Below are 14,749 nucleotides of genomic sequence, written 5' to 3' on the forward strand. Positions count from 1 at the left end.
AACATTTCCCGAAGAGAGTCTTCGAGAGTAGATTGGGGATGAGGCGACATAGACGTACTATTATTAAGTTTGTTAATATAAAAACACACACCGGGATGCTTGTCTAACGCTTAACCGATGACGCATGTATTTAAATTACGAATAATAGCATTGGAGTGACTGAAGAATACCGCTGCACAATGAAAAAGATCACTCTGGTAACTGACCTGATACATTTTCACAACTAAAAAGATCATTCTGATAACCAGTAAATACACCTGGACAACGGAAAAAATTGTAAATATTTGTATCCTTTTTTCATGTCGTGATTTTCTTTGTGGCAGCAAGTCGAAAGCAGAATGTTGAGAGCAGGATAGAAAACCAGAGTGAGGTGCTCTTTTTTCAATAGTTCTTTTCACCATTTTATTTTGCAAGCAATCTAGGACTATACGCACTTGAAATGTAAAATCAGGCACATGCGGACTCGTCAACACGATTTGGGTTTATACAGTTAAGTCTTTTCAGCTTGGGGTTTTCAGTCCAACTGCGTAAGTCATACAATCTTTCCCATTGAATTCGGAAAAGGCCGCCCGCTGAGGCGGGCGGTGAGTGCCTTGGGAATATTAAAAGATAACGACTGGCCTTAACCCGGGTCAGGAATTGCCACAATCGGGGGACCTTTTCCATAATACAACAGGATTTCTACGGATATGTATGTTGAACTGGATGATATTTTGAACTGGATGATATTTTGAACTGGATGATATTTTGAACTGGATGATATTTTGAACTGGATGATATGTTGAACTGGATGATATGTTGAAATTGATTTTTCCCTATCGTATGCTTTAAATAGTTACTAAAAAAATGTCAATAGATAATATATCTGGAAAATGTGATCTTTTCAAGGGGGTGACACGTATTTCCAGCGCATACGATACTCGTAGAGGTTCGGTAATAGTTGAAACTGATAAGGGAATTTTGCTCGTAAGCAGTTCGGGAGGTTTCTATCGGCTTCCCGGAGGAAAACCGAAAGAAGGGGAAGCAAGCATCCAGGCGGCAATCCGGGAGCTTCGGGAAGAGACGGGACTGCGGGCGCATGAGGTGAAGTATCTGTTCAAGTTTCATGCGTCCAAGATTTTCAGGATCAAGGCCAAAGGGGAACCGGTGCCGAGCAGCGAGATACATCACTTCGCGTTTTTCAAGCCCGGAAAGGATATGAAATTGAAGGTTTCCTATAATACATTAAAAATATTGGATAAGTATGATGGATTAAGAGAAAGGGGTAAAGAAATGGATAAAGAAATGTGAACGGAAATGGATAAAGAAATGTGAACGGAAATGGATAAGGAAATGAATACATAAATAGGGTATAAATAAGAGGTTATGTTTCAGTCGGGGATCAGCATCTGTCCGGAGATCAGGTTTTGGCTCTTCGCCGTTCTCTGTGGGTAAGATGGAGCCCAATTCAAGACCGTGTTGGTTTTTGTAAGGATAACCACTCAAAAAAGCGAGGTGCCTCAGTTTTTATCCGGGGCCAGAAGGTTCAGGTCTTCTCTTGCCTGTTCTTTATCCGGTACGTATTGAAACACATCTTTCAGGGCTTCGATGGCTTTTGGCTGCATATCCAGGTTGTTGTTTGATGCAAGGCCTGTAAGGTCTTTCCAGGCTTTTTGTTTGTCAGGGACGTGTTGAAATGCTTCTTTTATGCCCCGGAAGGCACTTATCCTCACATGGCCGTAGTCGTCTGCGGTCAGTTTGAGGAGGTCTTCCCATGCCTGCTGTTTATCGGGGGCATGTTGGAATGCCGTTCCCAGCACATCTGCTGCTCTCAGGCGTACATCCTGATCTTTTTGTGAAAGCAAGCGGCGCAGTTTCCTCCAGGCTTTTTGCCTGTCCGGGACATATTGGAGTGCGGTCCCCAGCACCTCTGTTGTCCTGCGTAATACCTGGAGATTTTCAGTTGAGTTTGGTTTGATAGCAAGGAGTAATCTGATCAGGTCTCCCCAGGCCTCCTGCTTTTCAGGGATCTGCTGGAATGCATCTTCCAGTTTCCCTGCTGCTATTTTGTTTACAGGGAATTCTTTTGAAGCCAGTTCAATCAGGTCTGCCCAGGCCTGCTGCTTTTCAGGTACGTGTTCAAATGCCTTTGGCAGAGCCTCTGCTGCCTTCCATCTTATATATAAATTTCCATCATATGCCATTCTACGCAGGTCTTCCCATGCCTTCTGTTTTTCGGGTATGTGTTCAAATGCCTCTTCCAGTGCCTCTGTTGCCTCGACTCTCACGCAATTGTCTTCGTCTGTGGTCAGTTTGAGGAGGTCTTCCCATGCCTGTTGTTTATCCGGTAATAAACTGAAGTTCTCTTTGAACTGGTTTGCGGCCTCCAGGCGTTCCCTCCGGTCACAACTAAAACATTTTTTATTAATTTCGTTCTGGTTCACCACAATCCACACCTTTAATGTTTTAGTATGCAAACATCTAAATCCCACATCTTTGTGCTTTAATTTACAAATATCTAAATCCCACACCTTTAATGTTTTAATGTACAAACATATAAAATAATTTTTCTATCACTTCTCCCACGCCTTAACTTTCAACTTTATCACCCTGTCCCCACAAAGGAGTAATAATTAATATTAATTAACTGTTCTACAATTTTCCCATAAATTAGTCCTAATTTTGGAAAGCATACCTAATTAAGGTATGATGCCAACTTTAATAAAAAGACTGAAAATTGATCTCCTATGCACCCGAAAACCAGGCAAATCCTTGAAACTTTTGAAGAAATCAACAAAATCCCGCGCTGTTCCAAACATGAAGAAAAAATCTCCCTCTGGCTGCAGGACCGGGCAAGAGCTAACGGCTTTGAGGTTAAGACCGATGCTGTCGGCAATGTCTTAATCAAAGTTCCCGCAAGCTCCGGGTATGAAAACTCTCCTACCCTTGTCCTGCAGGGGCACATGGACATGGTCTGTGAGAAGAAAAAAGACTCAAACCATGATTTTTCCAGGGACCCGGTTGAGTGTGTGTATGAAGGGGACTGGCTGATAGGAAACGGCACAAATATCGGGGCGGACAACGGGATTGCACTTGCCATAGGGCTGGTTGTGGCGGAGTCCGGAAAGGCGGGGGAAATCGGGCACCCGCCTCTTGAGCTGCTTTTTACGGTGGACGAGGAGACGGGGCTTACAGGGGCCCTGGCGCTGGAACCCGGGTTTTTTGATGGGAGAATCCTGCTTAACCTGGACTCCGAGGAAGAAGGGGTCTTTCTCGTCGGGTGTGCGGGAGGAAAGAATTCAAGACTCGCGCTGCCTGTGAAGTACGAGCATTTCGAGTACGGGAAAGAAGGGTTCAGGCTTTTCAAGCTCAGTGTGGAGGGATTAAAAGGCGGGCACTCGGGAGTCGAGATCCACAGCCAGAGGGCAAATGCAATCGGGATAGTTGCTCGCAGCCTTGACCTTGTAAGGAAGGAAGTTGGGACCTGGGGGTTCGGTTTGGTCATGGTTTCCGGGGGGAGTACCCATAATGCGATCCCTAATTCTGCGGAAGCGTATTTTGTGCTCGAGAGAAAGTGGGCTAAAAAAGTAGAAGAGCTTGTCTCAAAATTCGAAAAAACGCTCCTTAGCGAATTTGCAGAAAACGACCCGGAACTCAGGCTAAAAATTGAAGAAGCCAGGATGGATGCCGTGAGTGGTACGGGGACTGTAGCTGATCCGAAGGCCGCTTTCGAAACCTCCGAAAAGAAGGCTGCCGGGAATGTGTTTCCGAAAACGTTTCCGGAAAACCGGGTACTTACGGCCGGGAGTACGGAAAAAGTTCTCAACCTGCTCCTCGCCCTGCCCCACGGGGTCTACAGGATGTCGGACAGGATCCCGGGGCTCGTGGAAACCTCTAACAACCTGGCGACCGTCAGGACCGAAGAAAACGAGCTCAAAGTCCTGTCCAGCCAGCGCAGTTCCGTCATGAGCCGGCTTGCCGAAATCACCGGGAAAGTGGAAGCCGTGGCAAAACTTGCAGGGGCGGAAGTCCTGCACGAGCATGGGTACCCTGCCTGGGAAGCTGACCTTGAATCCGAACTCCTTGCCAGGTGCAGGGAAGTCTACGCCGCCACCTTCGGAAAAGAGCCGGTAATCGAAACCGTGCATGCAGGGCTAGAATGCGGGGTCATCGGCTCGAAGTGCGGCAGCCGGGTCGGAAGTGATGATGTCGGTGATAGTGGCGGAGAGGGTGGTGACAGCGGTGACGGTGGCATTGAGATGATATCCATGGGGCCGACTATCAAGTACCCCCACTCCCCGGATGAGAAGATCTATATCCCTTCCATCGAAAAAACCTGGACATTCCTTGAAAACCTGCTTAAGAGTTACCGCTAATTAATCAGCCTTTAAAAGTTGCGGTTAAAAGGATCTTTTTAAACGGTTCCGTAGAAATCCTGTTGTATTGTGGAAAAGGTTCCCGGGATGTGGCCGATTCCTGACCCGTGTAAGGCTGGTCTGTGTAAGGCTGGTTTTTATCTTTATATCGTTCCCGGGGCTCTCACCGCCCGCCTCAGCGGGCGGCCTTTTCCGAATTCACTGAGATAAAATGCTTGAAAAATAAACTGCTGGCGTAGGATGCCTGCACTCTGATTTTCCATCCTGCTTTCTCTGTTCTGCTCTCAACATTATGCTTTCGACATCCTGTCCCAGAGAAGATCACGACATGAAAACCAGGGGACAAATTAATGCAAAAGTTTTTTTAATTGTCCGTATGCTTTTCATTCAGTTATCGCAATGACTTTTTAAGTCATCCTGCTGTACTTTATTCAGTCACCACAGTAACTTTTTAAGTCATCCTGCTGTACTTTATTCAGTCACCACAGTAACTTTTTAAGTCATCTTGCTGTATTTTAGCAGTCACTGTAATAACCTTTTAAGTCATTCTGCTATACTAGACATTTTAATACTAATTTTTGTCATTAAAATTATTTTGTGGAAAAGCCGGTCGTCGAAGACGACCGGTGAGAGTGCCGGTACCTGAAAAACAAATTGAAAAAAAGGTTTACAGTGATAGCTCGTATAAAGGGGAATTACAGTTGCTCTGCCTGGATTATTTTTATTTTGAGTGGAAATTGTTTTCCCTTTTTCCGGTTTTTTCTTCTTTAGAGGGATAACTGGAAATTCCGGCTTCATCTCCTTTTTTGTACAACACCCAGTTCCCTTCACTGGCCTGAGATTTCATTTCGCTGCTTGTCGGCGGTTTTTCTCTCTCGCTGTCCTTTGTCTTCGAGCGTACCTTTATGAAGTAAGCCAGGGCTGCAATGGGCAGGGCGTAGCCTATTCCGTATAAAGCAAGGTTGTCATCCTGCTGTTCAAGGACCGCGCTCAGGAAGTTGACTGCAAGCACCACTGCCGTGAGCCCCACCAGGTTCAGCTCCAGTTCCTCTATGTCATTTATCTCCAGCCAGCCCGGTAAAGGGAGCGGCTGGATAAACAGCTGGTAGAGGCCGAATGAGATGAGGAAGAGTACTGTCCCGACCAGGAAAAGATGGACGATCTCCACAAGTTCGATGATGATGACACTTTTCGTATCCGCCTCCTCTGTTCCGGCAAGTAATTAGTCTCAATCTACTTTCTTCATTCCTTTTGAGAACCGGGACTGTCTTCTGAACCTTATCCTTCCGTACCCGATTCAGCCTCAGCTCCGACTGCACGATATGCGATGCCGGCAAGAGCCCCTCCGACTAGCGGTGCCAGCCAGAACAGCCACAGCTGCTGAATTGCCCAGCCGCCGACGAACAGCGCCTGCGATGTGCTGCGGGCCGGGTTCACCGAGGTGTTTGTCACCGGGATGCTGATCAGGTGGATAAGGGTCAGCCCAAGCCCTATGGCAATCGGTGCAAAACCCGGTGGGGCGCGGATGTCAGTCGAGCCGAGAATGATGAAGAGGAACATGAAGGTCATCACAAGCTCGCAGACCATTGCTGAGGACAACGAATACCCGCCGGGTGAGTGTTCCCCGTAACCGTTGGCCGCAAAACCGCTCTCAACCAGATCGAAGCCGGGCTGGCCGTTTGCGATAATCGATAGTACGAACGCAGCGATGATGGCCCCTGCCAGCTGTGCGATGATGTACGGGACGATGTCCTTTGCAGGAAAGCGGCCGCCTGTGAAGAGGCCGATCGTGACAGCCGGGTTGAGGTGGCAGCCCGAGATGTGTCCGATCGCAAAAGCCATCGTCAGGACGGTCAGTCCGAAAGCCAGGGCGACGCCGGCAAAGCCGATGCCCAGCTCAGGGAAGCCAGCCGCCAGAACTGCGCTGCCACAGCCCCCGAGGACCAGCCAGAAAGTACCTATAAGCTCTGCTGAGAATCGATGTATTAAGTTCATGAGAACCCCCCTTTTGATTATGAATGCCAATAGCTGTCTGGTTATGTAATTTCAGTCAACTGGATCCAGGAGATAAACACTTTGAACCTGCTTTACAATCTTGAGCACCGATTATCATAGGTCAGGTCTGGATGCTACCTGTCGATTTGGGCTCGGCAGGTGAGGGCTTGTCAAATGTTCTCCCGATAACGCACGGAAGAGGTATTTCGGGCCCATGTCCTATAAATTCAGGTATGTATTATCCCCCACTCTATTGGAACCTGCAAGACCACCCTCCCTGGCTTGAGGTTCAGCGCTTCGATCTTTACATTATTTGCTTTAATTTAATATAAATCCGTTATTATATATTCACTTGTATGCCTATTGGCATATTTCTCCAGTGTTTCTATTGCTCTCTGCTCCAGAAGACCGTTACAAGTTCTCTCGCCATATCTTTATCAGTTGACCGTAATCAGTTGACCGTAGTCTGAGAAATTGAATAATTCGATATGAAGGATTCCTTCTGCAGAAAGGAAAAAGACTGGTTCATCCAGCACTCAAAATATGATCTGGATTTTTCCGGAAAATTTATTGAAAAGGTATCATTGATTAAACATGGAAGCAAGGGAAGAGTAAGCTGGAAAGACGAAAAGTCGGATAATCATTGAACCCGACTTCAATCTTTATTTTCTTCTGGTAACCAGCTCGATTCACTTTCCGCAGAAACTGCCTCCCCGAGTTTCGTCAAGTGTCCCTCTTCCTCCTCACTCTTCTTGCTCATCATTGAACGTACCTTCATGAAGTAAGCCAGAGCTGCAATGGGCAGGGCATAGCCTATGCCAAAAAAAGCCAGATTTGTTTCCTGCGGTTCAAAAATAATACTTAAAAAATTAACTCCAAGCACGACAATGGTGAGCCCCACCAGGTTCAATTCCAGTTCCTCAATATCATTTATCTTCAGCCAGCCCGGCAAAGGGAGCGGCTGGATAAACAACTGGTAGAGCCCAACAGAGGTGAGAAAGAGTACCGTACCGACCAGGAAGAGATGGACTGTTTCTACAATTTCAACAATTATACTCGCCTCCGGTCCTGCAGCTTCCATCCCGGTAACCACTACTTGCATGAAGTGAACTAGGTCCACGCCACCTTTAATGAACAGGGCACAGGCAGCAATTGCCAGCCCTATGACCGGAATCAGCACGAAGTATCTTATACCGGCAATAAATTTCACGACTTTCATTGTAGATTCCCCCTCTCCCCTGGAGAGATATTTTTTGGTTTTTCTTTGTTTTTTCGAACACTTTTATGTCGGTGGCTCTAAGTTGCTGCAATCCCGGAGGGACCAGTATTCTGGAATGATACCACAAATTTACTGTTCTGTCATTATCCATTTATTCCAGGATTTTAGAGTCATTGTGCCCCCCTACGTTCAAAATACAGCTGTGCTTCTGTTGCTAACGATTTTTTTGTGTTGTCTATTTGTTATCTCCCTTAAATGATCCCCACTTCACTATCTTTGTTAAATCCGTCTAACCGATGGCGGCGTCCATTTGCCTTCAAAAACCTCTGGCTTGGCCCCATACAGGCGGATGATCAAGTAAAAACAGCCCTCGGGTGCAGGCAGCCAGTTGGATTTGTCCTCCGGCTCGGAGTGCCCGATGGTTAGGGTGAGTGAGCCGTCATCGTCAAATTTGATGTCTTCTGTGCGGTTGCCGATACTGTAGCGCTCGAGAGGGTTGGAATACATAGCTGTCGTTTCGGTGTCGTACAGCGTCACCGACCAGAACCAATTCACGGGTGGCAGTTCTCCGGCTTCGAAGCGCAACTTGTAGGTGTTTGTACCTCTCAGGGGTGTGCCATCCTGATCACGGTTCGCGGAGCCATAAATGGCATGATCCGGTGCATTTGGGTAGATATTCCGAAGGGATACGGCAGCTCGCGTGAGATAATCCCTGCCAAAACGGCTGATGTCTTTTATTGCCCAGGACCAGGATCCGATAAGCTCGCCAGCTCCCTCATTCGCCATTTCATTAATTATTGCTCTGGCTTCAGCAACGCCATCTTCCAGGGCACGAACATTCTCAGGCGATAAGCCCTCAGTGGTAAAGCGCCTGCCGGGAATCACGCCAATTCGAGCGAATTCCGCCATCGTATCCATTTCATAAATGGCCGGGGGATGCCAGGCAAGGGCCATGTTGATGTAATCAAAGATGCCCAGGCCTTCAGCGGCTTCGGGCTTCCATGGCAGGAAGTCGACTGGTTCTACTTCCCGTGGCGGCTCGCTGCCCAGGAATTGGCTCAAGGGCCGCATCTGCATCCCATCCTGAACAGCATGGGCCAGGGACAGGTCGTTAGGGTCAAAAACAACTGTGCGACCCAGCATGACCACAAACTGACCACGGGTGGTGATGACCCCCTCGAACCGCGGCGCGGGCAGATAGCCCTGGAAATCGGGGCCTACCAGCACATAATTGCCGGCCTTATTGCCGGTAGTCAAGGTGCTGATATAGGGCAGGCTTTCGGTTGAGGTATCGCCCATCTGGAGCATATAGACCTGCCCCTCCGGCACGTCCGGCACCGAGATGACCACCGGCTCCCGGCGCAGATCAAGGATACCCAGCGAAAAAATGGTGTCGCGCTGGGTGGTATCCCGCGTCTGCGGCGGGAAGAGTTGCCGGTTGTGGGCGAACTGATTAAAGCCGGCGCCCTGCATCAAGGGGTGTCCACTGATCAGGGGGTACATAAAGACCCGGTAATTGGCCACGAAGGGGAAGCCGAAAATGTAGGCTTCTTTGGCTATTTTTTTTGCTTCCTGGGGAGTAATCTTGTTCATCTGTTGTTTCATCCCTTATCTTCTTTCGATGTCCAGCAGTTAGAAGTTATTATCAAAGTATGCTTTTTCCGGGCCTTAGAAACGGAAAATCAAAACACAAATTTACTGTTCAGTCATCATCCGTTTCAGGTCAGCCTCATCGTCTTTGATCAGTTCTCCCGAGACGTCAAGTTCAACCTGCCTGATCCTGCCTGTGAAATTGAACGGTGCCCTGTATTCTTCGGGGTGGACACTGTCGGCTGCGTCGTAGCCGCAGCTCAGCCCGATGATGCCAAAGAGGTTGGGCACGGTGTAAGGCAGGTCCCTGCTGGCTACAAGCTCGCCGTTGATGTAGAGCTGGCTTCGCCCCGCAGAACCTTTTCCTTCCCCGAAATTTGGTTCGCCGGTCTTTTCAAACTCGTAGCGCAGGGTGACTTCCCCCTTCGGGATAGGGTCGGGTGAGCTTATCCTGAACTTTTCAAGCCCCGAATAGTTGTGGACGTGGTGCAGGTGCCCGTCCTTGACGTAGAAACTGTACCCCCCGTGGCGGTTTCCGTGCGCTAGCAGGACCCCTTCGGCTCCTTCCTCGGGGATGACAACGCGGGCGGTGATGCTCCAGGGCCTGTTGTAGACCCTCGGGGCGGCAGAGAACTGGACCGGGGCCCCGCCTCCATAATAGACGTACTTAGTGCGCGGGCGTGCAATGGTCGGCCTTGGCACGTTCATGCGCTCCAGGGCTGCTGTTGCCAGGGGCAGCACCCCGTACTTTCCGGCTTCGGTGTACCAGCGCTGGACCATTTCCTGCAGTTTTTCGGGTTTTTCTTTTGTTAGGTTATTCATCTCAGCCGGGTCTTCTGCCAGATCATAGAGTTCCCAGCCCTCGGAATCAAGCACCCTGAGCACTTTGCGGTTCAGGGGCATCCCGAAGAACCAGCCCTCTCTCAGGGGTTCGGCAAAGCTTGAGCCCGGGAAGGGGCAGACAGCCCTCCAGCCGTCGTGGTAGATGGAGCGGTGCCCGAACATCTCGAAGTACTGGGTAATGTGCTTTGTAGGGGCATCGGGATCATCAAAGGTGTGGGCGAAACTGACGCCCTGTATGGGAGACTGGGGTACCCCGCGGATGTTTTTTGGGGCATCCATGCCAAGGGCTTCGAGCACTGTGGGTACGAGGTCTATCGCATGGGCGTACTGGCTGCGGTTTTCTCCCCTTGTACGGATGCCCTCCGGCCAGGAGACAATGCAGGCATCGCTTATCCCCCCGCGGTAGGTCTCGCGTTTCCAGCGGCGGAAGGGAGTGTCTCCTGCCCAGGTCCAGCCCCATGAATAGTGGTTGAAGGTCTCGGGGCTCCCCCATTTATCGATGCGTTCAAGGTTGTCTTCCAGGGTCTCCTCCACGTTGTTGAAAAAGAGCATTTCGTTGAAAGTCCCGTGCACACCACCCTCGGCACTGGCGCCGTTATCCGAGAGCACGATGACCAGGGTATTGTCCAGTTCTTCGATCTCCTCAAGGAAATCGAGGATGCGGCCGAAATGGTAATCGGTCTGCTCAATGAAGGCTGCAAAGACCTCCATCTGGCGTGCATAAACTTTCTTTTCGGTTTCTGAAAGAGAGTCCCAGGCAGGCACGTCGGGGTCACGCCCCGAGAGCAGCGCATCAGGCGGAACAATCCCCAGCCCCTTCTGGCGTTTGAAGACCGTCTCCCGGTATTTGTCCCAGCCCATATCGAACTTGCCTTTGTATTTCTCTATCCACTCTTTTTCGACATGGTGCGGGGCGTGCCCTGCTCCGGTGGCATAGTACAGGAAGAAGGGTTTGTCCGGGGCATTGTGATGGGCGTCCTTGATAAATTCGATAGCTTTGTCCCCAAGGTCGATGTTCAGGTGGTAGCCCTCTTCAGGGGTCGCAGGGACCGGCACCGGGTGGTTGTCATAGGTCAGGTCGGGATGCCACTGGTCGGTGTCTCCTCCCAGGAAGCCGTAGTAGCGTTCAAAACCCCTTCCCAGGGGCCAGCGGTGGAACGGGCCTGCCGTGGTTGTCTCTTCCGGCGGGGTCAGGTGCCATTTGCCTACGGCAAAGGTGTTGTAGCCCTGCTCCAGCAGGATTTCCGAGATAAAACCGTGCTCAAAGCCCATATACCCGTTGTGTGCAGGGTAGCCCATGGAAAGTTCGGTGATAGCGGAAAGCCCTAAAGTATGGTGGTTCCTGCCCGTCAGTGCACAGCCCCGCGTAGGGGAGCAGAGCGCCGTGGTCTGCATATTGGTATAGCGAAGGCCCCGGTTCGCCAGCCGTTCCAGGTTGGGTGTTTCGCATAGCCCTCCGAAGACTGACATCTGCCCGTAGCCCACATCGTCCAGAATAAAAAATATCACGTTCGGTGCACCCTCTTCGGCTCGTGTAGGTCTGGGCCAGGCAGGTGAGGATTCTTCAAGTGTCCTTCCGATAATTCCCGGAAAATGTGTTCCGGGCTCGTATTCTATCAATTCAGGTATTATTATCCCCCCATTCTTTCGGAACCTGCAAGACCGCCCCCTGGCTTGCGGTTCAACGCTTCGATCCTTGCTTCGATCTTTAACTCATTTACTTGCCTGTAAATATAAATTTACTTTTATGTATATCATTTTATACATATAGGTTTATTTCTTCCGGTGTTGAAATAAGAAGCTTTTAAAACCGGTAGCTTACGATTCATCTGGTTAAAACAGATTCTTCCTGCAAACTGCCTTTGCCCTGCCGATAGTCCCGTAATAACCAGAAACCGTAAATGAACATTACCAGGGCAAAGGGAAAGACCAGCACTCCTCCGAGGAAACCTGTGAGAAAGAGCAGGCAGTCCCACAGCCAGTGAATGATGAATTAAGTGTCAGCCTTAAATTTCCTGACCGATTATATCTCAGAACACAGTCTTCCAATCGTCCTTCATGCTGACCGCGATCCAGCCCCGTTCCTTTGCCATCTGCAGCGTTTTCTCGCTTCCCTCATCGTAGGCGTACTCGCGCTTTGCGTCATCATGGCGGAGCAGCAACGATAGAGAGCGGTAACCACTTTTCTGTGCCAGCCACAGCATATGCAGATCTCCATCCGAATTGCCGGCGGTCAGGACGGGCTTGCGGCCAATGTGCAGCTCGATATTGACCGGCTTGCCTGCTCCGTCGTCGATGGGATCGACCAGCCCTTTCCTGCGGAAAATTACCGGCCCTTCACCAGTCATCCGGGTCTCAAATGCGATGTTACTGCCGATAACCCGCTCTCTTGGGATGCTGTAGATCTCCTCTGAGACCGCACGCAAGAAGCTCATACCGCCCCCGGATGCCAGGAAGACTTTAAAGCCGCTATCGTCCAGGTAGTGCGCGAGCTCAACCATCGGCTTGTATGTCAGATCTTTGTACAGCATGCCAAAACGGGGATGTCTGGCAGTCTCAAGAAACTCTTTAGCCATGAGCATGAAATCGTCCTGAGACATGCCGGCGTGAGAATCAAAGACAGTCTTCATCAGCTCTTTAACATCGCCGCCAGCATGGGGATCAAGCCTGAAAAAGTAGGTCAGGTCACCCGCTGCCGCTGCCTTAAAATGTGGCCGGTCCAGGAGTGCAGGGTCTGCCTCACCCATCTGTTTCAGCCGGTCTACGACAAAGAAAAGCTGAACATACATGGGCTTCTCAACCCACATGGTTCCATCGTTGTCCAGGATGGCAATTCGCTCGACCTCTGGCACAAAATCAGCGCTCTCGGGATTTGTGATTGCGTTTACGTAATCAATGATTGCCTTCTTAGCTGGTGTTTCGTTCCATAAGGAGAGAATTTCGGACATTATCAATCCCTCTTACTTTATTTCAAACGAAGTCGGAAAATACACCGTCCTCTGCAGAGGTGCAGGTAAAGTGCCGGAGTGAGCACTCGCTGGTAAAGGCTGAGGCTTGCCCCGTCGATTTGACATTCTCCGTATGGAACACCTGCACCGCGATCGCCCATCCGACGTCCTGTACGGGCGTTACAATCCCGTTTCTACCGCCGTTGAATCGGAAGTCAGTTCGTTTGGAAAGCTGGCTGAATACTCATATTACTGAACATTACCTTGAAGGAGTAAAATGTTCCAGATAGAGAAGTTAAACCTTCAGGTGCTCCCGATCCCCTGCAAGAGCTTTTCCATTACCTGGTCCACGGTAAAGCTTGCCGCTTTCTGGCGTGGGGGAAACTCTTTAAACGTTGCTAAAAAGTCCCCGACAACACCCTGAGCAGGAACGACCAGGAAGGCATGGTCGAGCAGCCAGTCGTAGTAAGTGTTGGATGTCTGATCTGCTCTTTCATACGGGTCGGTACGCAGGTTGAATATTTTCGGTACACGCAGCGGGACAAAAGGTTCTGCCCAGACCAGGAGTGTGCCGACTGCGCGCTGCTCCAAAAAGACCATTTTCCAGTTGTCGTACCGTAGAGCTACCAGGTCTCCGTCATCAGAGAAGTAAAAGAACTCAATCCTGGGTGATTTCTTCTCCTTTCCGGTCAGGTAAGGAAGCAGGTTATAACCGTCAAGGTGCACCTTGAAAGTTTTGTCTCCTGCTTTGTGGCCTTTTTCAAGTTTCTCTTTAATATCCGGCTCCCCTGCTGCTGCAAGCAAAGTGGGCAGCCAGTCTATATGGCTCACAATCTCGTTAGAAATCGTGCCTGCCGGGATCTTACTTGGCCAGCGCATTAACTCAGGAACGCGGAAAGCTCCTTCCCAGCAGGAGTTTTTCTCATTGCGGAACGGGGTCATAGCTGCATCGGGCCAGGAGTTCATATGCGGTCCGTTGTCCGTGCTGTAGATAACAATGGTATCATCCGCAATGCCCATTTCGTCCAGCAGGTCGAGAAGCACGCCTATCTGCCGATCGTGCTCGATCATGGCATCATGGTACGCGGATTGCCAGCGTCCCGACTGTCCTCGTATCCTTTCCGGGATGTGAGTCCTGAAATGCATCCTTGTGGTATTGAACCAGACAAAGAACGGCTTTTCCGCTTCATGCTGACGTTTGATAAAATCAATGGTCGCATCCAGAAATTCCTGGTCTACGTCTTCCATCCGTTTTTTTGTCAACGGGCCGGTATCCTCGATGCGGCCATCGGCATAGCTATGGATTACGCCCCTGGGGCCATAGTTCTTCCGGAAATTAGGAAAATCTTTTGCAGGTGGATAATCGCGTTCTTCAGGCTCCTCTTCAGCATTCAAATGATAAAGATTGCCAAAGAATTCATCAAAACCATGGTTAGTGGGCAGAAACTCGTCAAGGTCCCCTAAATGGTTCTTTCCAAACTGACCGGTAGCATAACCCAGCGGTTTCAGCAGTTCGGCAATTGTGGGGTCTTCAGGCTGAAGTCCTATTTTGGCTCCGGGCATTCCCACCTTGCTCAGCCCGGTGCGGAAGGCACTCTGCCCGGTTATAAACGAAGCTCTTCCGGCAGTACAGCTCTGTTCCCCATAAGAGTCAGTAAATCTAATGCCTTCATTTGCGATGCGGTCAATGTTCGGTGTTCTGTAGCCCATCAGGCCGTCAGTATAGCAACTGAGGTTGCTAATGCCAATGTCATCTCCCCAGATGATCAGTATATTCGGTTTCTTTTCCCCCATTGTTT

Annotated in this window: 11 protein-coding genes; 3 read left to right on the top strand and 8 right to left on the bottom strand. The window is 49.8% G+C overall.

Going from position 1 to position 14,749, the window contains the following annotated elements; genetic code table 11:
• Positions 1-846 precede the first annotated feature (846 nt).
• Complete coding sequence (locus FTO70_RS08300; RefSeq protein WP_255335282.1) at positions 847-1,290, top strand: NUDIX domain-containing protein; 444 nt, start codon at positions 847-849, stop codon at positions 1,288-1,290.
• A gap of 209 nt (positions 1,291-1,499) precedes the next feature.
• On the opposite strand, the gene FTO70_RS08305 is transcribed toward FTO70_RS08300, so the two are convergent.
• Positions 1,500-2,426 (bottom strand): HEAT repeat domain-containing protein, encoded by a 927-nt coding sequence (locus FTO70_RS08305; protein ID WP_255335283.1) that lies wholly within the window; start codon positions 2,424-2,426, stop codon positions 1,500-1,502.
• Positions 2,427-2,726: 300 nt separating this feature from the next.
• On the opposite strand from FTO70_RS08305, the gene FTO70_RS08310 reads away from it, so the two are divergent.
• The gene (locus FTO70_RS08310) at positions 2,727-4,355 is read left to right on the top strand and encodes an aminoacyl-histidine dipeptidase (protein WP_255335284.1); all 1,629 of its coding nucleotides are present in this window, start codon (positions 2,727-2,729) and stop codon (positions 4,353-4,355) included.
• A gap of 721 nt (positions 4,356-5,076) precedes the next feature.
• On the opposite strand, the gene FTO70_RS08315 is transcribed toward FTO70_RS08310, so the two are convergent.
• Together FTO70_RS08315 and aqpZ are read right to left on the bottom strand one after the other, a co-directional pair.
• Positions 5,077-5,538 (bottom strand): YqhA family protein, encoded by a 462-nt coding sequence (locus FTO70_RS08315; protein WP_255335363.1) that lies wholly within the window; start codon positions 5,536-5,538, stop codon positions 5,077-5,079.
• A gap of 95 nt (positions 5,539-5,633) precedes the next feature.
• Positions 5,634-6,380, bottom strand: a complete 747-nt coding sequence (gene aqpZ / locus FTO70_RS08320; protein ID WP_255335285.1) for an aquaporin Z — start codon at positions 6,378-6,380, stop codon at positions 5,634-5,636.
• A gap of 458 nt (positions 6,381-6,838) precedes the next feature.
• Here aqpZ and FTO70_RS08325 point away from each other — a divergent pair, with 458 nt between their 5' ends.
• A complete protein-coding gene (locus tag FTO70_RS08325; protein WP_255335286.1) occupies positions 6,839-6,997 on the top strand; it encodes a hypothetical protein in 159 nt (52 codons plus the stop codon).
• 8 nt (positions 6,998-7,005) lie between these two features.
• Here the strand turns inward: FTO70_RS08325 and FTO70_RS08330 are convergent, their stop codons facing one another.
• The 5 genes from FTO70_RS08330 to FTO70_RS08350 all read right to left on the bottom strand — a co-directional run bounded on the left by FTO70_RS08330 (position 7,006) and on the right by FTO70_RS08350 (position 14,744).
• Positions 7,006-7,569 carry a YqhA family protein gene (locus tag FTO70_RS08330; RefSeq protein ID WP_255335287.1) on the bottom strand — a complete coding sequence of 188 codons (564 nt, stop codon included), beginning with the start codon at positions 7,567-7,569 and terminating at the stop codon, positions 7,006-7,008.
• A gap of 279 nt (positions 7,570-7,848) precedes the next feature.
• Positions 7,849-9,174, bottom strand: coding sequence for a DUF1254 domain-containing protein (locus tag FTO70_RS08335; protein ID WP_255335288.1), 1,326 nt, complete (start codon positions 9,172-9,174; stop codon positions 7,849-7,851).
• 90 nt (positions 9,175-9,264) lie between these two features.
• Positions 9,265-11,622 carry an arylsulfatase gene (locus FTO70_RS08340; RefSeq protein WP_255335289.1) on the bottom strand — a complete coding sequence of 786 codons (2,358 nt, stop codon included), beginning with the start codon at positions 11,620-11,622 and terminating at the stop codon, positions 9,265-9,267.
• A 410-nt stretch (positions 11,623-12,032) separates the two neighbouring features.
• Positions 12,033-12,950, bottom strand: a complete 918-nt coding sequence (locus FTO70_RS08345; protein WP_255335290.1) for an HAD family phosphatase — start codon at positions 12,948-12,950, stop codon at positions 12,033-12,035.
• A gap of 303 nt (positions 12,951-13,253) precedes the next feature.
• Positions 13,254-14,744: an arylsulfatase gene (locus FTO70_RS08350; RefSeq protein ID WP_255335291.1), complete on the bottom strand. Its 1,491-nt coding sequence runs from the start codon at positions 14,742-14,744 to the stop codon at positions 13,254-13,256.
• Positions 14,745-14,749: the final 5 nt, after the last annotated feature.

The sequence above is a fragment of the Methanosarcina sp. KYL-1 genome, from assembly GCF_024372725.1.
GTDB lineage: Archaea > Halobacteriota > Methanosarcinia > Methanosarcinales > Methanosarcinaceae > Methanosarcina.

Excerpts from the sequence above, each read along its gene's own strand:
- FTO70_RS08300 (WP_255335282.1), top strand. The coding sequence starts at position 847 with ATGTCAATAGATAATATATCTGGAAAATGTGATCTTTTCAAGGGGGTG.
- FTO70_RS08310 (WP_255335284.1), top strand. The coding sequence starts at position 2,727 with ATGCACCCGAAAACCAGGCAAATCCTTGAAACTTTTGAAGAAATCAAC.
- FTO70_RS08325 (WP_255335286.1), top strand. The coding sequence starts at position 6,839 with ATGAAGGATTCCTTCTGCAGAAAGGAAAAAGACTGGTTCATCCAGCAC.
- FTO70_RS08330 (WP_255335287.1), bottom strand. The coding sequence starts at position 7,569 with ATGAAAGTCGTGAAATTTATTGCCGGTATAAGATACTTCGTGCTGATT.
- FTO70_RS08335 (WP_255335288.1), bottom strand. The coding sequence starts at position 9,174 with ATGAAACAACAGATGAACAAGATTACTCCCCAGGAAGCAAAAAAAATA.
- FTO70_RS08345 (WP_255335290.1), bottom strand. The coding sequence starts at position 12,950 with ATGTCCGAAATTCTCTCCTTATGGAACGAAACACCAGCTAAGAAGGCA.
- FTO70_RS08350 (WP_255335291.1), bottom strand. The coding sequence starts at position 14,744 with ATGGGGGAAAAGAAACCGAATATACTGATCATCTGGGGAGATGACATT.